At 66.0% G+C, this 21,581-nt stretch carries 18 protein-coding genes and 1 pseudogene; 8 read left to right on the plus strand and 11 right to left on the minus strand.

The genetic code is table 11. The annotated features are described in order from the left end of the window. Nucleotides 1–10: 10 nt before the first annotated feature. Genes E3O06_RS09745 through E3O06_RS09755 form a run of 3 tightly spaced genes read left to right on the plus strand, consistent with a single transcriptional unit; the run spans nucleotide 11 to nucleotide 3,647 of the window. Nucleotides 11–670, plus strand: coding sequence for a hypothetical protein (locus E3O06_RS09745; RefSeq protein ID WP_134503187.1), 660 nt, complete (start codon nucleotides 11–13; stop codon nucleotides 668–670). Next, nucleotides 670–2,118, plus strand: a complete 1,449-nt coding sequence (locus tag E3O06_RS09750; protein WP_134503189.1) for a proton-conducting transporter transmembrane domain-containing protein — start codon at nucleotides 670–672, stop codon at nucleotides 2,116–2,118. Before E3O06_RS09745 ends, E3O06_RS09750 begins: the two co-directional genes overlap by 1 nt. Beyond that, entirely contained in the window at nucleotides 2,118–3,647 is a 1,530-nt protein-coding gene (locus E3O06_RS09755; protein WP_134503191.1) for a hydrogenase large subunit, read from the plus strand. Before E3O06_RS09750 ends, E3O06_RS09755 begins: the two co-directional genes overlap by 1 nt. 27 nt (nucleotides 3,648–3,674) lie before the next feature. Here the strand turns inward: E3O06_RS09755 and E3O06_RS09760 are convergent, their stop codons facing one another. From E3O06_RS09760 to rpsO, 5 genes are all read right to left on the minus strand, one after another. After that, nucleotides 3,675–4,010 carry an ArsR/SmtB family transcription factor gene (locus tag E3O06_RS09760; RefSeq protein ID WP_241980047.1) on the minus strand — a complete coding sequence of 112 codons (336 nt, stop codon included), beginning with the start codon at nucleotides 4,008–4,010 and terminating at the stop codon, nucleotides 3,675–3,677. Between the two features lie 74 nt (nucleotides 4,011–4,084). Continuing rightward, nucleotides 4,085–4,936 carry an SGNH/GDSL hydrolase family protein gene (locus E3O06_RS09765; protein WP_134503193.1) on the minus strand — a complete coding sequence of 284 codons (852 nt, stop codon included), beginning with the start codon at nucleotides 4,934–4,936 and terminating at the stop codon, nucleotides 4,085–4,087. A 156-nt stretch (nucleotides 4,937–5,092) separates the two neighbouring features. Next, on the minus strand, nucleotides 5,093–7,387 hold the full coding sequence (locus E3O06_RS09770; RefSeq protein WP_134503195.1) for a polyribonucleotide nucleotidyltransferase: 2,295 nt from the start codon (nucleotides 7,385–7,387) through the stop codon (nucleotides 5,093–5,095). A 492-nt stretch (nucleotides 7,388–7,879) separates the two neighbouring features. After that, nucleotides 7,880–9,406, minus strand: a complete 1,527-nt coding sequence (locus tag E3O06_RS09775; RefSeq protein ID WP_174843219.1) for an amino acid permease — start codon at nucleotides 9,404–9,406, stop codon at nucleotides 7,880–7,882. A gap of 166 nt (nucleotides 9,407–9,572) precedes the next feature. After that, nucleotides 9,573–9,842 (minus strand): 30S ribosomal protein S15, encoded by a 270-nt coding sequence (gene rpsO, locus E3O06_RS09780; protein WP_092112143.1) that lies wholly within the window; start codon nucleotides 9,840–9,842, stop codon nucleotides 9,573–9,575. A gap of 207 nt (nucleotides 9,843–10,049) precedes the next feature. Between rpsO and E3O06_RS09785 the strand changes: the two genes are divergently transcribed. Continuing rightward, on the plus strand, nucleotides 10,050–10,382 hold the full coding sequence (locus tag E3O06_RS09785) for a DUF7882 family protein (protein ID WP_134503197.1): 333 nt from the start codon (nucleotides 10,050–10,052) through the stop codon (nucleotides 10,380–10,382). Between the two features lie 33 nt (nucleotides 10,383–10,415). Here the strand turns inward: E3O06_RS09785 and E3O06_RS09790 are convergent, their stop codons facing one another. The 3 genes from E3O06_RS09790 to E3O06_RS09800 form a co-directional block, all read right to left on the minus strand. Continuing rightward, on the minus strand, nucleotides 10,416–13,364 hold the full coding sequence (locus tag E3O06_RS09790; protein WP_134503201.1) for an aminotransferase: 2,949 nt from the start codon (nucleotides 13,362–13,364) through the stop codon (nucleotides 10,416–10,418). 61 nt (nucleotides 13,365–13,425) lie between these two features. Beyond that, the gene (locus E3O06_RS09795; protein WP_134503203.1) at nucleotides 13,426–14,541 is read right to left on the minus strand and encodes an AI-2E family transporter; all 1,116 of its coding nucleotides are present in this window, start codon (nucleotides 14,539–14,541) and stop codon (nucleotides 13,426–13,428) included. Between the two features lie 59 nt (nucleotides 14,542–14,600). Continuing rightward, the gene (locus E3O06_RS09800; RefSeq protein WP_134503204.1) at nucleotides 14,601–15,485 is read right to left on the minus strand and encodes an LLM class flavin-dependent oxidoreductase; all 885 of its coding nucleotides are present in this window, start codon (nucleotides 15,483–15,485) and stop codon (nucleotides 14,601–14,603) included. Between the two features lie 71 nt (nucleotides 15,486–15,556). On the opposite strand from E3O06_RS09800, the gene E3O06_RS09805 reads away from it, so the two are divergent. Beyond that, nucleotides 15,557–16,651 carry a M4 family metallopeptidase gene (locus E3O06_RS09805; protein WP_134503205.1) on the plus strand — a complete coding sequence of 365 codons (1,095 nt, stop codon included), beginning with the start codon at nucleotides 15,557–15,559 and terminating at the stop codon, nucleotides 16,649–16,651. A 9-nt stretch (nucleotides 16,652–16,660) separates the two neighbouring features. Then, entirely contained in the window at nucleotides 16,661–16,927 is a 267-nt protein-coding gene (locus tag E3O06_RS09810; RefSeq protein ID WP_134503206.1) for a protealysin inhibitor emfourin, read from the plus strand. A gap of 36 nt (nucleotides 16,928–16,963) precedes the next feature. Here the strand turns inward: E3O06_RS09810 and E3O06_RS09815 are convergent, their stop codons facing one another. Next, nucleotides 16,964–18,715 carry a BCCT family transporter gene (locus E3O06_RS09815; protein ID WP_134503207.1) on the minus strand — a complete coding sequence of 584 codons (1,752 nt, stop codon included), beginning with the start codon at nucleotides 18,713–18,715 and terminating at the stop codon, nucleotides 16,964–16,966. Between the two features lie 208 nt (nucleotides 18,716–18,923). Here E3O06_RS09815 and E3O06_RS09820 point away from each other — a divergent pair, with 208 nt between their 5' ends. Next, the gene (locus E3O06_RS09820; protein ID WP_134503208.1) at nucleotides 18,924–19,367 is read left to right on the plus strand and encodes a pyridoxamine 5'-phosphate oxidase family protein; all 444 of its coding nucleotides are present in this window, start codon (nucleotides 18,924–18,926) and stop codon (nucleotides 19,365–19,367) included. 59 nt (nucleotides 19,368–19,426) lie between these two features. Continuing rightward, the gene (locus tag E3O06_RS09825) at nucleotides 19,427–19,681 is read left to right on the plus strand and encodes a DUF167 domain-containing protein (protein WP_241980049.1); all 255 of its coding nucleotides are present in this window, start codon (nucleotides 19,427–19,429) and stop codon (nucleotides 19,679–19,681) included. Between the two features lie 87 nt (nucleotides 19,682–19,768). On the opposite strand, the gene E3O06_RS18000 is transcribed toward E3O06_RS09825, so the two are convergent. Together E3O06_RS18000 and E3O06_RS18005 are read right to left on the minus strand one after the other, a co-directional pair. Further along, entirely contained in the window at nucleotides 19,769–20,140 is a 372-nt protein-coding gene (locus tag E3O06_RS18000; RefSeq protein ID WP_104197031.1) for an FKBP-type peptidyl-prolyl cis-trans isomerase, read from the minus strand. A gap of 564 nt (nucleotides 20,141–20,704) precedes the next feature. Then, nucleotides 20,705–21,568: pseudogene (locus E3O06_RS18005) on the minus strand (PrsW family intramembrane metalloprotease); the annotation flags it as partial. Nucleotides 21,569–21,581: the final 13 nt, after the last annotated feature.

Here is a 21,581-nt window from a genome sequence, read left to right on the forward strand (position 1 = left end):
AGCATCCGTCGTGTTTGAAACTTTCTATCCCCAGCTGATCGGCCTCTGCACCGGCGCCCTGCTACTCACGAGCGCCCTCATGGTCTGGCGCCATTCCCTGCTCGCGTCCATTCGGCTGCTCGCCCTGCAGGGCATGGCCCTCGCCGCGCTCGTCGCGGTGATCGGCATCGCCGAGGGCGAGCCGGAGCTCGTGCTCGTGTCGCTGCTGATTCTTTCGGTGAAGGGCGTCGGCCTGCCCTGGGTGCTCGCGCACCAGTCCAAGGCTTCGATCAAGCAGATCCAGGAATCGCCCCGGCTCAACCCGACCGCCGCGCTGCTCGCCGTCACCCTGCTGACCATCCTCAGCTACGTCGTGGTCAGCCGCGTCTTCGGCCTCGGCGACACGACGACCGGTCATGCCGCACCAATCGGCCTGGCCATGGTGCTGATCGGCTTTCTCCTGCTGATCAGCCGGCGGCGGGCGCGCTCCCAGCTCATCGGCTTTCTGCTGCTCGACAATGGCATCGCCACCCTCGCGTTCCTGACCAGCGGCGGCGTGCCGATCCTGCTGGAGTTCGCGGTCTCCCTCGACGTGCTGCTGGTCGTGCTCATCCTGCACGTTTTCGCCGGCCGTATGCGCACCAAGTTCGGCGGCACGGCCGTCGATCAGCTCAGAGAGTTGCACGACTGATGTCATTCGTACTGTGGATTCCCCTGGTCGGCCCGCTCGTCTTCGCCGGTCTCAGCCTGCTGCTTGGCGGCTCGGCGCTGCGCCGCTTTGTCGGCGTCGCCGCGTCGAGCGCCGTGCTCGTTTCGGGGCTGCTTCTGGTCAGCGCGGTGCTGGGCGGCTCCGTTCCCGACAGCGGCGGCGGCATGCTGCGCGCCGACGCCCTCTCCGCCTACATGCTCAGCGTCGTCGGAGCGGTCGGGCTCATCTCCACCTGGGGCGGCCTGAGCAGCGCGGCGTCGAGCCGCACCAAGGACGCCGCCGGCTACGAGGCTCTCATCGCCCTGTTCCTGGCCGCGATGTCCCTCGCGGTGCTGGCCGACAGCATCGGCCTGATGTGGGCTGCCGTCGAGGCCACGACCATCGCCACCGCATTCCTGGTCGGCCACCACCGCACCCGCCGGTCCCTCGAAGCGGCCTGGAAATACGTCATCCTCGGCTCGGTCGGAGTCGCGATCGCGCTGCTGGGTATCGTGCTGATCTACGCTGCCTCGGTCGGCACCGACACCCCGACCCTGTCCTGGGTGCTCCTGAGCCAATCCACACGAGGCCTCGACCCGGCCCTCATCACCGCCGGCGGAGCCCTCGCCGTACTCGGTTTCGCCACAAAGTCGGGCCTCGCGCCGATGCACAGCTGGCTGCCGGATGCCCACAGCCAGGCCCCAGCCCCGGTCTCCGGCCTCATGTCGGGCGTTCTGCTCTCGGTCGCGCTCTACGCCATCCTGCGCATCCAGTCCATCACCAACCTCGTGATCGGTCCGGAGTTTCTGCGCACCATGCTCAGCATCGGCGGCCTGCTCTCCCTACTCGTGGCCGCCTCGCTGCTCATTCGCCAACGCGACTACAAGCGGATGCTCGCCTACTCCAGCATCGAACACATGGGCCTGATGGCGATCGGGGTGGCGATCGGCCCGGCCGCGCTCCCCTCGGTGCTGCTATACATTCTCGGCCACGGCCTGATCAAGGCAACCCTGTTCGTGATCTCTGGTCGTATTCTCAAGGTCGAGGGCACCCCGGTGATCTCCGATGTCCGCGCCCTGCTGGTGCGACGGCCCGGCCTCGCGGTGCCGTGGCTGATCGCCATGGCCGCCATCGTCGGCTTTCCTCCGTTCAGCATCTTCTTCTCGGAGGTCGGAATCATCATGGCCGGCTGGTCGGTGGGCCTCGGCGGCGTCGTCGGAGCAGCCCTCGTACTGCTGCTGGTAATCTTCGCCGCGTTCACCCGCCTGACCGTGCAGATGACCATCGGCGCTCCCCCGGACGGCGCCGCGTTCACACCCGACTACTCGTCTCACGGCCCCCGCCTGCCGATCATCCTGGCCCTGGCCACGACAGCGACGGTCGCATTCGTGGCCGAACCGGTCGGCACTCTGCTGCTGCAGGCCACAGCCGTTCTGGGAGGTACCAACTGATGCGTGACGAACGAACGCCCGAAGATATCGCCGCTGACAACCTGGCGGAGGGCGATGCCGTTCTGCGTCACCTCGACCGGGCAGCACTACCGCACGCTGCGGGTACGTTGCTCGATGCGGGCAGCCGCCTGGCGCTGGTTGCCTGCCACGAAGACGCCGATGCCTTTCGCATCGTCTACTCCTTCGTCGGCACCAGCCCCGCATTGCGAGCCGACCTGTGCGTCACCGTGCCGCGGGACGATGCCTGGATTCCGAGCCTCGCGGAGAGCTCCCTGCCGGCCGGTAACTTCGAGCGCGGTATCCGCGACCTGTACGGGGTCGTCCCCCGCAACCATCCGCAGCCGCACCGCCTCGTGCGCCACGGCCATTGGCCGCGGGGCTGGTACCCGATGCTGCGCGCCAACACCGTCGTACCCGAGTTCGAGCCCGACACAGAGTCGTTCCCGTTCGTACCGGTGGAAGGCCCCGGCGTGTATGAGATCGCCGTCGGCCCCATTCACGCCGGTATCATCGAGCCCGGTCATTTTCGCTTCTCGGTCGTCGGGGAAACCATCGTGCGGATGGAAGCCCGCCAGTGGTATCTGCATCGCGGTGTCGAGAAGGTGTTCGAGGGCAAGACCGCAGCCGCAGGAGTCCTCCTGGCCGAGCAGATCAGCGGCGACACCGCCGTCGGGCACTCCCTCGCCTTCGTCATGGCCGTTGAACAGGCTGCCGGCATCGAGGTCTCCGAGCCCGACCGGCTGCTGCGTGCCCTGCTGCTCGAGCTGGAACGGCTCTACAACCATGTGACCGACCTCGGCTCCCTGGCCAACGACGTCGGCTTCGGCATCATCGACGCCCAGGCCCAAGGGCTGCGCGAGCAGCTACTGCGCATCAACAAGAGGATCACCGGTCACCGGCTGCTGCGTGGCGCCCTCAGCGTGGGCGGCACCCGCGTGAGCGCACTGCCCGAGGCGGCCGATCTGGTTCGAATCGCTGCGGCCATGGCCGAACTGGTCGGCATCACGCTCGGCCACGCCATCGTGCGCGGCCGTTTCACCGGAACGGCCCGGCTCTCCAACGAACACGCGACCACGATCGGGACGCTCGGATACGTCGCCAGGGCATCCGGCATCGACACGGATGCCCGCAACGAGCATCCGTTCGTCAATCTCGGCGAAGTCTTCCACGTTGTGACCGAAGAGGGCGGCGATGTGATGGCGCGGTACACCGTTCGCGCGCGCGAGGTGGAGGTGTCTGCCGCGGTCGCCGTCGACCTGCTGCGCCGCCTGCAGGGCCACACCGGAAGCATGCGCAGTCTGACCCCGACCTCGGCCGGCACCGGGCTCGCCCTGGTCGAAGCCTGGCGGGGAACCGCAACCCACCGGGTCGAACTGGCCGCCGACGGCACCCTCGCCCGGGTGAAGGTCGTCGACCCGTCCTTTCTGAACTGGCCCGCTGTGCCGGACGCCCTGTCGGAGACGATCGTTCCCGACTTTCCGCTCGCCAACAAGAGCTTCAACCTCTCCTACGCGGGAAACGACCTGTAACGGACAACGACGCCCCCGACGAACGAATTATTCTTTTTCGAGGTGGCGGAGCATGGCGTGCGAGTCGGCGAGATTGGCAAGCACCATGCGTTTGGCCGCGGCGAGCAGCTCAATCGCGCTCGGGTCGCGCAGGGCGTAGAAGATGGAATTTCCCTCGCGGCGGGTGACGACCACGCCGGCGCGGCGCAGCACGCCGAGCTGCTGTGACAGGTTGGACAGCTCGCAGCCGAGAGCTTCAGCGAGGGAACCCACCGATCGTTCACCGGCCACGAGCTGTTCCAGTACCTGCACCCGCAGAGGATGCCCGAGCGACTTGAACAGGTCGGACTTCAATTGGGCAGCGGGCAAACCAGAAGACAGCACAGGTTCAGTATATCGATACCTTATGATTCTTTCAACTAGATGGCTGCCGCGGAATGCGTACCGTTGAATCGCCGTTAGCGGAGGCGCAGCACCCCATCATTCACGAGGGCCCGCGTGTAGCCGAGGCTGTTACCGAGCGCATTCGGGTGAAAGTTGGCCGGCGCGAACGGGTTCAGCGGATCGAACGCAAAGTAGGGAACCCGAGACCCGATACCGTGTCCGGCAAATTCCTGCGACGCATCAACAAAGCGGATGTTCGGATTCGCCAGCGCCAAGACGGATCCCGCGATAACGACGTTGAGTGCGTCAGTGGCACCATTAAGCACATCGCCCAGCGGGGAGAATCCCGGCTTGAACTGGCGCGGATAGCTGAGCACCGCGATCTTTGCCTGCGGCAACGTCGCCGCCACGAGACCGTAGGTCCCCACGAGCTTGGGGGCGAGACCGCTCAACTGAGTAAAGCTGTCGTTGATGGCGTCGATGCAGTCCCCGCTGGCCGGATCGGGAGCGCAGGCCGCCAAAACGGCGTTGGAACCGGCGTCGATGCCGCCGACGGTCAGCGTGACCAGAGCGGCACTCTGGCTGACCCCGAGAAGCTGAGCGGGAACATCCCCTGTGCTGGCACCGGAACACGCTTTGTTCGACACGAGTTTCAAGGGGCTGACCAGGTCCGCGAAGATCGGGTAGCTGGCGCGCTTGGAGCGCAGGCACGGGGTGCCGTCGAGAACGTAGGGCGGGGCACCCTGACCCGACGTGAACGAGTCGCCGAGCGCGACGTAGCTCGACGCTGCGACCGCGGCGGAATGCCTGTCGACGGTCTGCGCGACCACTGGGGCACTGACCGCGCCAGCAAGCAGGGCAGCCGTGAGTACGGCGACGGCGCCGAAGCGGGGCAGGAATCGTGAAGTTTTCCGTTGACTTGTCATGCGCTGCACGGTAGACCCGGTTCGTGTCCACGACAAGGCACGAATGCGTCCGGCACTCACGCGAAAAGGCCCGCACTGCAAGCAGTGCGGGCCTTCCGTCTACCCGACCGACCTGGCGAGAGGTGATCGGGAGATCTATTGGGGCACGGTGTTCGTTTAGTTCGAGGCCTCGACCGAAGCGTCTGCGCTGTCGGAAGCCGCAGCGCGACCCTCGGTGTCAGCCGCCTCGTCGAGCACCGGGGCGAGCGACAGCTTGCCACGGTCGTCGATCTTCGTGATTTCCACGAGGACCTTCTGTCCGACGCCGAGCACGTCTTCGACGTTCTCGACGCGCTTGCCACCAGCAAGTTTACGCACCTCGGAGATGTGCAGCAGACCATCCTTGCCCGGGAGCAGGGAAACGAAGGCGCCGAACGCGGCGATCTTGACGACGGTTCCGAGGAACTGCTCGCCCACCTCGGGGTTGGTCGGGTTCGCAATGGCGTTGACCTGGGCGCGCGCGGCCTCGGCCGACGGTCCGTCGACGGCGCCGATGTACACGGTTCCGTCTTCCTCGATCGAGATGTCGGCACCGGTGGTGTCCTGGATCGAGTTGATCGTCTTGCCCTTCGGGCCGATCAGCTCGCCGATCTTGTCGACGGGGATCTGCACGCTGATGACGCGGGGCGCGGTGGGCGCCATCTCGTCGGGAGCGTCGATCGCCGCGTTCAGCACGGAGAGGATCGTGGTGCGGGCATCCTTCGCCTGCGTCAGCGCGCCGGCCAGGACCGAGGCGGGGATGCCGTCGAGCTTGGTGTCGAGCTGGATCGCGGTGATGAATTCGCTCGTACCGGCAACCTTGAAGTCCATGTCGCCGAGGGCGTCTTCCGCGCCGAGGATGTCGGTCAGTGCCGCGTAGCGGGTCTGACCGTCAACGGTGTCGCTGATCAGGCCCATGGCGATGCCGGCGACCGGGGCGCGCAGCGGCACTCCGGCGTTCAGCAGCGACAGGGTGGACGCACAGACGGAACCCATCGAGGTGGAACCGTTGGAGCTGAGCGCCTCGGAGACCTGACGGATGGCGTAGGGGAACTCCTCGCGCGACGGCAGCACGGGAACCAGGGCACGCTCAGCGAGCGCTCCGTGGCCGATCTCGCGACGCTTCGGCGTTCCGACCCGGCCGGTCTCACCGGTCGAGTAGGGCGGGAAGTTGTAGTTGTGCATGTAGCGCTTCTTGGTGACCGGGCTCAGAGAGTCGATCGACTGCTCGAGCTTGAGCATGTTCAGGGTGGTGACGCCCAGGATCTGGGTTTCGCCGCGCTGGAAGATGGCCGAGCCGTGCACGCGCGGGATGACCGCAACCTCGGCGTCGAGCGGGCGGATGTCTGCCAGCCCACGGCCGTCGATGCGGATGCCCTCGTTGAGGACGCGTGAGCGCACGACGAGCTTGGTGACCGACTTGTAGGCCGCGCTGACCTGGTTGTTGGCGCTCGCGTCGAGCTCGCCGGCTTCGACCTTGGCCGCTATGGCGGTCTTGACGGATGCCTTGAGTGCATCGTCAGCGTTCTGACGCTCGACCTTGTCGGCAATCGTGTAGACCGTCTTGAGCTGGTCGTAGGACAGCGCAGCGACTGCGTCGTAGGTGGCCGGCTGGTACGGCGGGAACAGCGCGAAGTCGGCGGTCGGCTTGGCGGCAGCGTCGGCTACCTGCTGCTGCGCGAAGACGAGCTGCTTGATGAAGGGCTTGGAAGCTTCGATGCCCTGGGCAACGACGGCTTCGTTCGGCGCGATGGCGCCACCCTTGATCAGGTTCCAGGCAGCGTCGGTGGCTTCGGCCTCGATCATCATGATCGCGACGTCCTGCGCGCCGGCGGCATCCGTGACCACGCGGCCGGCGACGACCATGCTGAACACAGCATCGTCTAGCTGCGAGTGCTTCGGGAAGGCAACCCACTGGCCGCCACCGTTCTCGTCGGGGATGAGCGCGACGCGAACGCCACCGATCGGTCCGGAGAACGGCAGGCCGGCGAGCTGGGTCGACATGGAGGCCGCGTTGATGGCGAGCACGTCGTAGAGTTCGTCGGGCTCGATGGCCAGAACGGTGATGACAACCTGGATCTCATTGCGGAGACCGTCGACGAACGACGGGCGCAGCGGCCGGTCGATCAGGCGGCAGGTGAGGATCGCGTCGGTCGAGGGGCGACCTTCGCGACGGAAGAAGCTGCCCGGGATGCGGCCGGCAGCGTACATGCGCTCTTCGACGTCGATGGTGAGCGGGAAGAAGTCGAAGTTGTCCTTCGGCTGCTTGCTGACGCTCGTGGCGGAGAGCAGCATCGTCTCTTCGTCAATGTACGCGGCGGCAGAACCCTGCGCCTGCTGGGCGAGACGCCCGGTTTCAAAACGGATGGTGCGCTTGCCGTACTTGCCGTTGTCGATAACGGTCTCGGCGAACGTGATTTCTGGACCCTCCATGTGGGGGTTTTCTCCTTTAAGTTTGCTTCTCGCCATTCTGGCGACGAAGGCTCGCGTGCCCAAGTGGCGCACGAGTGGGACGAGGAGCTCGAACAGGCAGTATCAGCCCATGTGTCAACTGACTTTCAATCGACACTGTCGCTGTGCTGGCCACCAGTAGAAATTCACCAGAAGCTGCGCGTCTGGGAAACCACCACCGAGGACCAGCTTCCTGCCAGCTGTGCTCCGGTTGCTCAGTCACTTCCGAGGAACGACCGTTATCAGCTTATCAGACCGGGCGTTTTTGCCGACCGGCGCCGCTGTTGTCGGCAGACTTCAAATAGCCCCGAACTGGTGTCATGAAGACGGCAGGGCGGCGCCGTCACTCAGGCAGAGTGATACTGAGCGGAGTGAGGCGTGCAAGTGCAGGGACTCGGACGGCTCGTGATCCTGGTCGCCGACCCTTTTGGGATTCATGGTCTTGGCGAGCGGTGCGTTCACCGCCCGCATTTTCTAGTCGACGCGCTTGGCAGCCACGGGCTGGGCGTCTCTCTCGAGAGCGGCAGCAGCACGCTGCTTGATGCCGAGTACGGAATGGCGGCGGCCGTACGCGAAGTACACGATGAATCCGACGGCCAGCCAGACCGCGAACCGCACCCAGGTAAGGGTGGTGAGGTTCAGCATCAGCCAGGTACAGAGCACGGCCGACAGGATCGGCAGCACCGGCGAGAACGGCACCTTGAAAGCGCGCGGCAGATCCGGGCGTTTCTTGCGCAGCACGACGACGGCGATGCTGACCAGCACGAAAGCCGACAGGGTGCCGATATTGATCATCTCTTCGAGCACGCCGACGTCGGTGAGGCCGGCGATCAGCGCAACGGCGGTACCGGAGATAATCTGAATGCGCGCGGGAGTGCGGCGCTTCTCGCTCGTCACGCTCAGCCAGCGCGGCAGCAGGCCGTCACGGCTCATCGCGAACAGCACTCGCGACAGGCCGAGCAGCAGCACCATGATCACCGTCGTGAGGCCGACCAGAATTCCGATCGAGATGACCTGCGCGGCCCAGCCGGCGCCGACGGCCACGAAGGCGGTTGCAAGGGAGGCATTGGGGTCGTCGGCCAGCACCGTGTAGGGCACCATGCCGGTCAGGACCAGGCTCACGCCGAGGTAGAGCACGGTGACGATGGCGAGCCCGGCGAAGATGCCCCGCGGCAGGGTCTTCTGCGGGTTCTTGACCTCTTCGGCGCTCGTGGCGACGACGTCGAACCCGATGAACGCGAAGAAGACCAGGGAAGCACCGGCCAGCAACCCGAACAGGCCATACTGGGCCGGGGCCGCACCGGTCATGAAGGAGAACAGCGACTGCATCCAGACGTCACCGTCACCGCCGGTCGATGGCACTTCAGCGGGGATGAACGGGGTGTAGTTCTTCGGGCTGATGAAGAACGCGCCGACGATGATGACGAAGACGACGATGGCAACCTTGATGATCGTGAACACGCTCGCGACCCGGGCGGACAGCTGGGTGCCCAGCACGAGCAGAGCGGTGAAGATGGCGACGATAACGAAGGCACCCCAGCTCACATCCAGGCCGATCACATTGATCGTGGCGGGAACGTTCCAGCCAGCGAGATCGAAGACGGTACTGAGGTAGATACCCCAGTATTTCGCGATCACGGCGGCTGCGGTGAGCATCTCCAGGATGAGGTCCCAGCCGATGATCCAGGCGAGCAGCTCGCCGAGGGTGGCATAGGTGAACGTGTAGGCGGAACCGGCGACCGGAACGGCCGAGGCGAACTCGGCGTAACACATGATCGCGAGGGCACAGGTGAACGCGGCCAGCAGAAAAGCGAGGGTGACCGACGGTCCGGCGTAGCTGCCGGCCGCCTTGGCACCGACCGAGAAGATTCCCGCGCCGACAGCCACGGCAACGCCCATGATCATGAGGTCCCAGGTGCCGAGGGTGCGTTTGAGGCTGTGGCCCTTCTCGAGCGAGTCTGCTATCGAATCTTCAATACTCTTGGTGCGCCAGAGACTCATGGTGTGCGGTGTCCGTTTCCTTATTGCCAACCCCATATTCTAGCGTCCGTTCTACCCCCGGTTCGAAGGGTACACAAAACGGGCCGCCACCCGGAGGTGACGGCCCGTTCTGAAGAAGTTCGCGTTGTCAACGCTGCACCGCTTCCTGCAAATCAACTGCAGAAAATTAGCGACGCAGGCCGAGGCTGCCGATCAGTGTGCGGTATCGAGTGATGTCGATGTCCGACAGGTAGCCGAGCAGACGGCGACGCTGACCAACCATAAGAAGCAGGCCACGACGTGAGTGGTGGTCGTGCTTGTGCTCTTTCAGGTGCTCCGTGAGGTCGAGAATGCGCTGCGTGAGCATTGCAATCTGAACTTCCGGGGACCCGGTGTCGCCTGGGTGGGTAGCGTACTTTTCGATGATCGCCTTCTTAGCATCTGGTTCGAGTGCCATAAAGTGGGATCCCCTTTCTCTCACTGCGCGGTGCCCTTGGCTGAATGCCTGAGCTCTCTTTATCCGCGGCCGTTGAACGGCAACCTACATACTTTAGCAGAGTGGGCGACCGGTGCGGTCCCCGGGGCGAATCGGGCAACAACATGGCCGGCCTGTCCCCTCCTGCGCGTACCGCTACAGTGGGGGAATCATCGAGGAGGGGCACCTATGGGTACGTTGCTTTACGGTAATCCGGGCATCGTGATCACCTTCGACGATCGAGCACTCCTGCACCTGCAGATCGTGATCAGCACCAAGCTGCGCCGACGCGAGAGTTTCGTCTTCACCTGGACCGATTCGGTCGACGAGGGCAGCGGCCGCAGCGCGATCTGGCTCGACCCCACGAGCACGCTCTACTACCGCTATTTCGGCAGCCGCACCCCGTCGATCAATCGCGAATGGATCGAAGCGCTCATGCTGTCGGCCAACAGTGCCGGCGGCCTGATCTTCATCGCCGAGCCCGAGCCTTCGGCCCCCGCACTGGCGAAGACGCGCCGGTAGCCCACGGGCATCACCGGGGTTGCGCCGCGCGTCTCAGGTGGAGAGCTCGCCGAGCACGCCTTCCAGGGCGTGCAGAAAATGGTCGGCGCTCGCCATGCTGAGACAGAGCGGAGGCTTGATCTTGAGCACGTTCTTGAAGTCTCCGGTGGGCTGCACGATGCAGCCGCGCAGCAGCAGCTCGTCGCAGAGCCGGGCGGCGACGGCGGTGGCCGGTGTGAACTCGGCCCGATCGCTGACCAGTTCGACGCCGAGATAGAGCCCCATGCCGTAGACCGCGCCGACAGAATCGAATCGGTCGCCGAGCCGTTCGAGCCCCTGCTTGAGGTGCCGGCCGACGACCTCGGCGTTCTCCTGCAGGCCCTCATCACGCATGATGTCGAGCACGGTGAGGCCGATGCGGCAGCTGAGCGGGCTGCCGCCGGCGGAGGAGAAGAACGGCCCGTCATCGGCGAAACGTTCAGCCACGTCGCGGCGGGTGATGACCGCTCCGAGCGGATGCCCGTTGCCCATCGCCTTGGCGATCGTGATAATGTCCGGCACCACATTCTGCTGTTCGGTGCCCCAGAAGTGTCGGCCGAGACGCGCGTAGCTCACCTGCACCTCGTCGGCGATGCAGAGAGCGCCGCGGGCGCGCATCCGCTCGTAAACGCCGCTCAGGTAACCGTCGGGCAGCAGCACACCGCCGGCATTGCCGAACACCGGCTCGGCGATGAACGCTGCGACCGTGCGCCCGTCGGCGGCGAGGGTCTGCAGGTCACGGTCGAGATCCGCCAGGTACTGCGGCGCCGACTGCATTCCCCGATACTTGCCGCGCACGGCGTTCGGCGCCTCCACGAGGTGCACCCAGTCGGGTCGGGTCTCGAGCGCCCGCGGGTTGTCGGCGACCGAGGAGGAGACGGCATCCGCTGCCATCGACCAGCCGTGGTAGGCCTCCCGCACGGACAGGACGGTGTCGTTGCCGGTGTAGCTGAGGGCGAGGCGCAGGGCCAGGTCAACCGCCTCGGTGCCGCTGTTGACCAGAAAGACCGTGTCGAGCGGGTCGGGCGCCAGTTCGACCAGGCGTTCGGTGAATCGCACGAGTTCTTCGTAGTGAAAGCGGGAGTTGGTGTTGAGCAGTGACCACTGGCTGCGTGCCGCCTCCGCGATGCGCGGGTGCCCGTGTCCGACGGTCGTGACGTTGTTGACCATGTCGACGTAGCTCTGCCCGTGGATATCGATGAGGTGGTGCTTCCAGCCGCGTTCGATCTGCGGCGGGGCCTGGTAATAATGTTCCTGCACGCGCGCGAACGACGCGTCGCGGCGCTGCAGCAGGGCGGTCGGGTCGGCGAGCGGGCGCAGGATCTCCAGCCCGAGCACGGCCGAGGGATCGGGGCAGACCCGCTGCCACAGCGCAGCTCCCGAGGGTGCCACGAAAAGCGGCGGACGGATGCCGCGCAGCCGGCTGGCCTGCACCGTCACGCGGGCGATGGCCGTGCCGTGTCGTGCGCGTTGGGAGCCGGCAGCGACGCTGCCGAGAGCGGTTCCGAGAGCGGTGCCGGCCCGAATGACCTGCCCGTCGAGGTCGGCCGCGACGATCCCGGTCAGCCACAGATCGTAGTCAGTGCCCTCGAGCCGAACCGTGCTGGTGTCGACCACGACGGCAGTCCCGTCGATCGGGGCCGTGACCTGGCTGTCGGCGGGCAGGTATGCCTCGATTCCGAGGGCCAGGGTGATCGACTCGTCTGCCGTGTCGATCCGGGTCTGGGAGAGGCGGAACTCGCCGTAGCGGGTGACGGCGTGGCCGAGGCGGGCTGCGGCATCCGTTGCCACCCGCTCGTCAATGTCGGACTCGAGCCAGCTGCCGGCGTCGAACGCAGCGCTCGTCACGGAGAGATCGATCCGGGCTGCGGGGTCAAGCGGCCCGAGCACCGGATGCTCGGTGGACGCGATCGCGTGGCGCTGGTCGGCCAGTGTCTGGTCGGCCACCGTGAAGCGGATGAGCGCTTCGAGTTCGGCGCCGTCCTGGGCTGCCGCCGTCTCGAAGGCGAGCCACTCGCGGGCGCGGTTGGCGTCGGCGTAGCCGTTGTCGCCGTCGAGGTGCACCTGCGCTTCGCCGCTCACGACGAGTACGGCGGTGCGCACCAGGATCAACGGCCAGAGAGCCGAGAGTTCGGCCTCGGTGAGCGGTACCCGCGCGGCGAAGGCCTCGATCGTGTCAAGGATGGCGAGCGGATGCTGTGGGCTGCGGTAGAGCACGCAGGCGCAGGTCGCCGCGAGCTCGGCGACCAGCCAGCCCTGGGCCACATCGCCGAAGTCGATGACCCCGGTGATGGTGCCGGCAGCGCCGTCCCGGCTCACGACGTTGTCGTCGGTGAGGTCGCCATGAACCGTCTGCACGCGCAGGTCGGCCGCGACCAGGGCGATCCGCTGCCGGGCGGCGTCGGAGACCGTGCGCAGCCGCTCGCGGCGTGCCTCATCGTCGATATACGGCACGAGCGCGTCGATGACCGCGCCGCCGCGCCGCAGGTCCCATTGCAGAAATCGGTCCGTTCCCGGGTGCTCGAAGTCGGCGAGGCCACGAACGATGCGAGCGGCCACGTCACCGAGCGAGCGGATCTGCCCGACCGACAGGCGCACCGAGTCGGTCAGCGGATGCCCCTCGACGTAGGTCAGCAGCCGCAGGTCGAGGGTCTGCCCGTCGACCGTGACGCGCACGATCCGGCTGCCCTCGATGCCGGGGACGGCAGCGGGCAGGTCGAGGTCCAGGCCGACGAGGTGCTGCAGCGCCGCATTTTGGGCCTCGAGCTCGATGGTGGCGACGGTGGGGTTGGCGACCTTGAGAACGACCGTGCCGGCATCCGTTTCAATGCGGAAGTTGCGGTCCTGATGGCTGCCGAGTTCGGTGACGGTGCCCGTGACGCCGAACCGGTCGCGGGCCAGCTCGGTCGCCTGCTCGATCGTCAGGCGGGGCCGCGGCAGGTGAAAGGGGCTTTGCTCGTTCATGGTTCTCCAGTCACGCGGGTGGCGGCGTTGCAGCGAGCAGGGTGGAACGGAAGCCGCGGGTTCAGCGTTTGCGCACGCGCCGCTTGGGCGGGATGGCGCGCGGACGCGGGGCATCCGGTGTGTTCCAGGCCTTGGCGATGGCCCAAGCGACGGCCGCGATCGGCACTGACAGCACGGCACCAACGATGCCGCCGAGTATGGTTCCGGCGGTCAACCCGACCAGGATGACGAGCGGGTGCAGCTTGAGCGACTGCGCCATGACGACCGGCTGCAGAAAATTGCCCTCGAGCTGGTTGACGGCGATCACGATGATAATGACGATGAGCGCGACGCCGGGTCCGCTCGCCACGAGGGCGACCAGGGCCGCGAGTACACCGGCCGCTGTTGCGCCGATCAGCGGGATGAACGCGCCGAGGAACACGATGACGGCGAGGGGCAGGGCGAGCGGAACCTGCAGGATGGCCAGGCCGATGCCGATCGCGGTGGCATCAACAGCGGCAACGATCGCCGTGCCGCGCACGTAACCGCCAAGCACCCGCAGCGAGGTGTGGCCGATGCGGCGTCCTCGGGCGAGGCGCTCGCCCTTGAACGGGCTCAGGAAGAAGTTCCAGATCTGGCCGCCGTCCTTGAGGAAGAAGAACAGGATGACCACGAGCAGCACGGCCCCGGTGATGAGTTCGAAGACAGCGGATGCCCCGGCAAGTGCGCCGGTACCGAACTGGCTGCTGGTGAGAAAGTCCACGACACTGTCGCGAGCATCGTTGATCTGCTGCTCGTCGATCTCAATCGGGCCGTCAATGAGAAACTGCTGAAGGTGGTCGATGCCCTCTGAGGCCGAGGAGAACAGCTCGTCCCACTGGTCACGCACCGCGAAGACGATGAGGGTGATGATACCGCCGAAGACGGTGATGCCGCCGAGCAGGGTGATCCAGGTGGCCAGGATGGCCGCGACTCCGCGCTTGCGCAGACCGTTGATGACCGGGCTGAGCGCTGAAGCGAGGATGATGGCGATCAGCACCGGGATGACGACGAGTTTCAGCTGGACCAGGCCGAAGATGACCGCGGAGGCCAGAATGATGACGAGCAGGATTTGTCCGCTGCGCAATCCGAGCCAGCCGAGCCCGTCGGTCAGCGGTGTGCGAGGGACCATGGGCGTGGGGTCATCGTGTGCGCGCATGAACCCAGCCTAGACATCCGCCGGGCAGAAATACCGATCGACCGGCCACTTCGTTCGATTCAATGCAGGGCGGCCGCGACCGTGTCGAGGATGGATTCGTCGCCGGCATAGATCCCGTGCTCGCGCGGCCAGTGGCTGATCACATCGGTGATGCCGAGCTCGGCGGCCCGCCCCACGGCATCCTCGAACGCGTCCATGCTCTGCAGGGAATATGTTCCGCCGCTGTCGAGGGAGAGATAGCGGTCGATCGTGCCTGGGTCGCGACCGGCCGCGCTGGCGGCGTCCTCGAGTCGCCCGGTGAGACCACGCACGCTCGCCCACCAGTGCTCCCCCACCGCGCCGTCCTGCCCGGTCGTCACCCAGCCCTGGCCGAAACGGCTCACGAGCCCCAGGCTCTTGGGTCCGTTGGCAGCGATCAGGAACGGCACTCGCCGGGGCGAAGGGGCGCCGGCTGTCACCATGCGCGCCCCCGCTGCGGTGTACCACTCGCCGGTGAAGCTGATGCCGTCGGTCGCGCCCGGGTCTTCACCGCGCAGCAGCAGGTCGAGGTCGGTGACGAATTCGGCGAAGCGCTCGTGCCGTTGCCGGGGCGTGTACTCCGGCTGGCCCAGAACGGTCGCGTCAAATCCGGTACCGCCCGACCCGACGCCGAGCAGAAACCGCCCATTCGACACGTCGTCGACCGTCGCGATTTCTTTGGCAAAAGGCACCGGATGCCGAAAGTTCGGTGATGAGACAAAGGTGCCGAGCTGGATGCGCTCGGTCACGGCCGCCGCCGCGGTGAGGGTGGGGACGGTCGCGTTCCAGGGTTCGTCGGCGAGTGAGCGCCACGACAGATGGTCGTAGGTGAAGGCGTGGTCGAAGCCGTACTGCTCGGCCCCTAGCCACTTTCTGCGGGCCACCGGCCACGGGTCCTGCGGAAGAATGACGATTCCAAAGCGCATGAATCGATTCTATTTTGCGCGCCGTGAAAACTCGCTGTTGCAATGTCGGCGGCCGGTGCCAGACTCTGCACATGGACACTCCGCAGCCCGGCCCCGGTCTCCACCCGCACTGCACGATCGTTCCGCCGTACCTGCTGGTACGGCTGGCGAAACTCGACGATCCCCGGTTCGCGCAGGCCGCAGCGGCCGCACGGCAGTCGCTGCTGCGGGACTCGCAGATTCGGCAATTGCGGGGCGGGGAGCATCCGTTTCCGTATTCCGGGGCTCGTACCCTGCCGGCTCGCACCCCCGGCCAGTCTGACCGCACCATTTCGGATGCCGGCGGCCAGGAACGCCTGCCCGGTCGCCGGGTGCGCGCTGAGGGTCAGCCTGCCGGCAGCGACCCGGCGGTGAACGAGGCGTATGACGGTCTGGGCACCACGCAGGAACTGTTCTGGACGCAGTTCGGGCGGGACAGCATCGACGGTGCCGGGATTCCGATGGACGCGACGGTTCACTACGGCAAGCAGTACGACAACGCTTTCTGGGACGGCGAGCGCATGGTGTTCGGCGATGGCGACGGCCAGGTCTTCAATCGATTCACCATTTCGCCCAGCGTGATCGGGCATGAACTCACCCACGGTGTCACCCAGTTCACCGCCAACCTGCAGTACCAGGGCCAGTCGGGGGCGCTCAACGAGTCCATCTCCGACGTCTTCGGTGCGCTGGTCGAGCAGCACGCCCAGGCCCAGTCGACGACAGAGGCCAGCTGGCTGATCGGCGAGGGACTGTTCACCGACCAGGTCGAGGGCGTTGCCCTGCGTTCGATGAAGGCGCCAGGCACCGCCTACAACGACGATGTGCTCGGCAAAGACCCGCAGCCGGGCAGCATGGCCGATTATGTCGAAACCGAGGACGACAACGGCGGTGTGCACCTCAATTCGGGTATCCCCAACCGCGCGTTCTATCTGGTCGCCGATGCCCTCGGCAGCAACGCCTGGGAGACACCCGGCCGCATTTGGTATGACACGCTCACTGGCACGGGGCTGAGCCGCGACAGTGATTTCGCTGCTTTCGCCGCGGCCACAGCCGAGTCGGCAGCGCGCCTCTACGGCAACGGCGGGGCCGCCCACGACGCGGTTCTGCTGGCCTGGGCGACGGTCGGGGTGATGGCGGCACCGGAGTAACATCGCCGTATGAAAGTCATCGTCTCGCGCAGCGGCGGGATGGCGGGAATCCGCCTGACCTGGGAAGTCCGGGTCGAAGAGCAACCCGACCCTGCAACGTGGGCCGATTTTCTCAATTCGCTGCCCTGGGACGACGTCACCGACAGTGAGGCCACACCCGATCGGTTCGCCTACCGCATCCGGTGCGCCCCGCACGAGGTCGTACTCGCCGAACCACAGGTGAACGGGCCCTGGCGGGATCTGGTCGACCGGGTCAAGGCCGCCAACGGAATGTAGCGGCCCGACCCGGTTGAAGGCAATCCGGTTGAAGGATCAGGCCTTCGGCCGACGTCCCCACCGCGGCCGGCGCGCCGGATCGTCGGTCAGGGCCGCTTCGATGTGTCCGTCGACCTGGTCACCGAAGTGGTCGTCGAAGTTCTCCTCGAGGTGTGCGGTGACGGTCTTGCCGATGCGGCGGGCCATCTCCTCCCGGCGCTGGCGGCGTTCAGCAGCGACGAGAACTTCGTGTTCGATGCGGAACGCCTTGTAGATGGCGATACACATGCCGATCATGACGATGCTCACCGGAATCGCGGTCAGGATCGCGCCGGTCTGCAGGGCAGCGAGGCCGCCGGCCAGCAGCAGGGCGATGGCCACGAGCCCGCCGAGACCGGCCCACATGATGCGGCTCCACTTGGGCGGATTGGTGTCGCCGCCGGAGGCGAGCATGTCGATCACGAGTGAACCCGAGTCGGCCGAGGTGATGAAGAAAATCGCGATGACGATGACCGCGATCACCGACAGGATCACTCCGAAGGGCAGGGTACCGAGGAAGTTGAACAGAACATTCTCGGGGATGATGCCCACTTCGGGGTCGAAGAGTCCCCCGCCGTCACCCTCCCAGGCCTGGCGGATCGCGCTGCCCCCCATGACCGCGAACCACACGAACGTGACCAGGGTCGGAACCAGCAGCACGCCGGCAATGAACTGGCGAACCGTTCGTCCGCGGGAGATGCGCGCGATGAACACACCCACGAACGGTGCCCACGAGATCCACCAGCCCCAGTAGAAGACCGTCCAGGCACCCTGGAAGTCAAGGCCGGCCTGGCTGGTGAACGCTCCGGTATCAAAGGTGAGGCCGACCACGCTTTGGAAATAGCCACCGATCGACTGCACGAGCAAGCGCAGGAGATACATTGTGGGGCCGAGGAGAAGCACGGCCACGAGCAGCAGGCCTGCCATACCGAGGTTGATGTTGGAGAGCCACTTGATGCCCTTGCCAACGCCGCTGACGACCGAAGCCGTGGCGATGATGGTGATGACGACGATCAGGATCACCAGCAGGGTATTGGTGACTTCGCCGACCACGCCGAGGTAACTCAGTCCGGCCGCGATCTGCTTGACGCCGAGCCCGAGGGAGGTCGCGACGCCGAACAAGGTCCCGACGATCGCGATGACGTCGATGACGTCACCGAGTCGCCCCTTGACGCGGCGTGTACCGAGAAGCGGCTCGAGGGCCCAGCGGATGGACACCGGCCGACCCTTGCGGTGGATCGAGTACGCCAGGGCCAGGCCGACAACGGCGTAGATGGCCCAGGCATGGAACCCCCAGTGCAGGAAGGTCTGCGACATCGCGGCCGAGGCGAGGTCCGCGGAATCCCCGGTCACTCCCGGCTTCGGAGTCGTGAAGAAGGTGAGGGGTTCTGAGGCGCCCCAGAAGACCAGGCCGATGCCCATGCCGGCAGCGAAGAGCATCGAGAACCAGCTCATCAGGCCGAATTCGGGTTCATCGTCGTCTTTACCGAGTTTGATGTCGCCGAAACGGCTGAGGCCCATCCAAATGGCGAACACGACGAAAGCAGCGACGATGACGACATAATAGGGGCCGAGGCCGGCTACCACCCAGCCCTGCAGCAGGGCCAGAACGCTGCCGGTGCGCACCGGAAAAGCGATGGCGATGACAACGACGGCCAGGATGATGCCGAGTGCCGGGTAGAACACTCGGGGTGCCGGAACGACGAAACGCTTGGACTTGAGAGAACTGGTCTTCGACGTTTTCGCCGGTACATCGGGTCGTGCACTCACTGTGGAACTTTCTCAAAGAATAGATTGCGGCGGCGATCAAATCGCTTCTGTCTGATCGGTGTCTGCCCCCCCCTGGGCAAATTTCCAGTTTACAGGTGGAGTGCCCCACATTGTGGGAACAACATATTTGCGCCCCCTGTTTGCCTTGACCGTACAAAAATCGTGCCGCCAGGCTCGCCCTGGCGGGCCCGGCGTGTGACGATGGACCATGACTTTCGACGATGTGAACGCGGCTTCAGTCCCCGTGCAGATTCTCAGCGAGGATGAATGCTGGAATGCGCTGCTCTCGGCCAGTTTGGGCCGTCTCGCCGTGGCCGTCGGAGGCATCCCCGACATTTTTCCGGTCAATTTCGTGGCCGCCGACCGGCGCCTGCTGTTTCGCACGGCGTCGGGCACCAAATTGATCGAGCTCACGGTGAACAGCAGGGTCGCTTTTGAAACGGATGGCGTCGGTCGCGACGACGCGTGGAGTGTCATCGTGCACGGAACGGCTCGGGCGCTCGATACCCAGCGTGAGATCGATGACGCTGCAGCGCTGCCGTTGCACCCGCTCATTCCCACGGTCAAGCCGGTTTTCGTTGAGATCGTGCCGGAGTCGATCACCGGGCGGCGGTTCACGCTCGGACCGGAACCGACGGCGACCCTGACCTGAACCCCAGGCGCTACCGTTGTAGTGCGGCCCTCCCTTCGACCGGGGCCAACTGGAGTGCCGTGCCCGCCTTGCTCAACCTCACGGTCCATGTGAAGCCCGGCAGCCGTAAGGGCCCCCTCGTGGTGGACGACCCGGAGAGCACTCCGGAGCACGCCTCTGTGACGGTGTTCCTGCAGCAGCGCGCGGTCGAGGGTGCCGCCAACGACGCGCTCGTAGCACTGCTGGCCAATCACTTCAAGGTGGCCAAACGTGATGTGAGCATCATCCGCGGTCATACGTCGAAGATCAAGCACCTGCGCATCGATCGGTCTTAGCCGGGGCGCAGGGGCGGCGCCGGGCAAACCGAACGGGACACGACTGCAGCAGCCGCGTCCCGTTCAGGGTGATTCTCGGTACCGCGGTTAGCTGACGCCGAGCAGGTCGATGACGAAGATCAGGGTCTGGCCGGAGAGGCGATGGCCGGAACCGGCCGGGCCGTAGGCGAGGTGCGGCGGCACCACGAGCTTGCGACGTCCGCCGACCTTCATGCCGGGGATACCTTCCTGCCAGCCCGCGATGAGCGAGCGCAGCGGAAAGTTGATCGACTGGCCGCGGTTCCAGGACGAGTCGAACTCGTCGCCGGACGCGAACTCGACGCCGAGGTAGTGCACGTCGACGGTGGCGCCGGCGGTCGCCTCAGCGCCATCACCGACGACGACATCGGTGATCTCGAGTTGTTCGGGCGCAGCGCCCTCCGGGAAGTCAATTTCGGGCTTGGAATTCAAATCAGTCATCCCCCCATCCAACCCGATTCTGCGCCGGATTGCACGCTGGGCGGGACCCGAAAAAATAATGCTTGCGCCCGGCCGCCAGGGGGTGCACTCTAGGTACACACCAACTCGTCGCATCGGGAGAGTCGTCGGCACTGCCACACCACCGAGGCGGCGAGTTTCTGTTGTCGCTGTCGGATCGTGCAGGCTCGGCGCCTCTAGCGTGCCGCTGGCGCCGAGCCGGGCGGTGCCTGCCCGAGCACAGCGGCCCGATGGTGCATCAGCAGTGTGAGCAGGTGCGCTTCGTGGGCCTGCAGTGCCGGAGCGCTCTGGCCGCGAACGAGGCGGTCGCGCACGAAGGCCAGACGCTTTCGCATCCGCTATGAAGTGGCGCATGGCGAGCTTCTTCGGTCGGTCCTGGCGTTTGCCCCAGGCGAGTGCCTGGCGTCGACCGGAACCGGTACCGAGCATCGAGACCTCGGCCGCGGTGAACCAGCCGGCCTGCGAGTATTCGTGCAGCCGGCGCAGGGTGATGCGGGCCTCCTGCCGACGCAGGAACACCACGACGAGAATGGCAGCGATGAACAGGGGCACCTGCACCACCAGGTAGTAATTGAGCACGGACGCGTCGCCGGCGAGCACGAATGTGGCGCCGTTCCAGAGTGCGTGCAGAAACACTGCGGGAACCAGACCGAGCAGAAAATAACCGACGGCCCCGCCCTTGGTGGCGCCGCGCCGCGCCGCCAGGCCGAGGGCGAGCCCGACGCAGATGGTGAACGTGACGTGCGCGAGCGGCGAGAACACCCCGCGTAACAGAAAGGTGATGCCGACGGTCTGCGCGGTGCCCTCGGTGAGGGCCAGCCCGAAATACTGGATATTCTCCGAGAAGGCAAAGCCGGCGGCGATCGCCCCGGCATAGACGACGCCGTCGATGGGGCCTTCGAAGTGGCGGCGCACCGCCCAGAACAGCACCAGCACTCCGCAACCCTTGGCCACTTCTTCCACGATGGGCGCCTGAATGACAGCGGATGCGAAATCACTCCCGGCCAGCGCCCCCGCGCTGGCCGCAATCGTGATCTGAACCCCGAGGTCGAAGACCAGCGCGCTGACGATGGAGATGCCGGCACCCCAAAGCAGCGCGAAGAGCAGGGCGGGCCGCGGTTCCGGGTCCCAGCGGTCGATCCAGCGCACCGCGACCAGCACGAGCGTGAGCGGCACCAGCGCCAGGAGCATCGCGAACAGCAGCGCGCCGCTGCCGAGGAACGTGGTGAGGTAGGCGAACACTGCGAGCAGGGCCAGCCCGGCGAGCACGAGGCCGACCACGGCCACGGCTGTACGGCCACGGCCGCGCGGGGGAAGCGGCTGGTTCCAGACCGATTGCACCGAGTTGGGACTCACCTGAACGGGCTGGTGCTCGGCTGGCTGGTGGCCTGGTGGCTGGTCGAGGCGCATTACTTGAGGTTAG

It is taken from the genome of Cryobacterium glaciale, assembly GCF_004402535.1.
Lineage (GTDB): Bacteria > Actinomycetota > Actinomycetes > Actinomycetales > Microbacteriaceae > Cryobacterium > Cryobacterium glaciale.

Coding starts and splice junctions, on each gene's coding strand:
- E3O06_RS09750 (WP_134503189.1), top strand. CDS start 670: ATGTCATTCGTACTGTGGATTCCCCTGGTCGGCCCGCTCGTCTTCGCC.
- E3O06_RS09755 (WP_134503191.1), top strand. CDS start 2,118: ATGCGTGACGAACGAACGCCCGAAGATATCGCCGCTGACAACCTGGCG.
- E3O06_RS09765 (WP_134503193.1), bottom strand. CDS start 4,936: ATGACAAGTCAACGGAAAACTTCACGATTCCTGCCCCGCTTCGGCGCC.
- E3O06_RS09770 (WP_134503195.1), bottom strand. CDS start 7,387: ATGGAGGGTCCAGAAATCACGTTCGCCGAGACCGTTATCGACAACGGC.
- E3O06_RS09775 (WP_174843219.1), bottom strand. CDS start 9,406: ATGAGTCTCTGGCGCACCAAGAGTATTGAAGATTCGATAGCAGACTCG.
- rpsO (WP_092112143.1), bottom strand. CDS start 9,842: ATGGCACTCGAACCAGATGCTAAGAAGGCGATCATCGAAAAGTACGCT.
- E3O06_RS09785 (WP_134503197.1), top strand. CDS start 10,050: ATGGGTACGTTGCTTTACGGTAATCCGGGCATCGTGATCACCTTCGAC.
- E3O06_RS09790 (WP_134503201.1), bottom strand. CDS start 13,364: ATGAACGAGCAAAGCCCCTTTCACCTGCCGCGGCCCCGCCTGACGATC.
- E3O06_RS09795 (WP_134503203.1), bottom strand. CDS start 14,541: ATGCGCGCACACGATGACCCCACGCCCATGGTCCCTCGCACACCGCTG.
- E3O06_RS09800 (WP_134503204.1), bottom strand. CDS start 15,485: ATGCGCTTTGGAATCGTCATTCTTCCGCAGGACCCGTGGCCGGTGGCC.
- E3O06_RS09805 (WP_134503205.1), top strand. CDS start 15,557: ATGGACACTCCGCAGCCCGGCCCCGGTCTCCACCCGCACTGCACGATC.
- E3O06_RS09810 (WP_134503206.1), top strand. CDS start 16,661: ATGAAAGTCATCGTCTCGCGCAGCGGCGGGATGGCGGGAATCCGCCTG.
- E3O06_RS09820 (WP_134503208.1), top strand. CDS start 18,924: ATGACTTTCGACGATGTGAACGCGGCTTCAGTCCCCGTGCAGATTCTC.
- E3O06_RS18000 (WP_104197031.1), bottom strand. CDS start 20,140: ATGACTGATTTGAATTCCAAGCCCGAAATTGACTTCCCGGAGGGCGCT.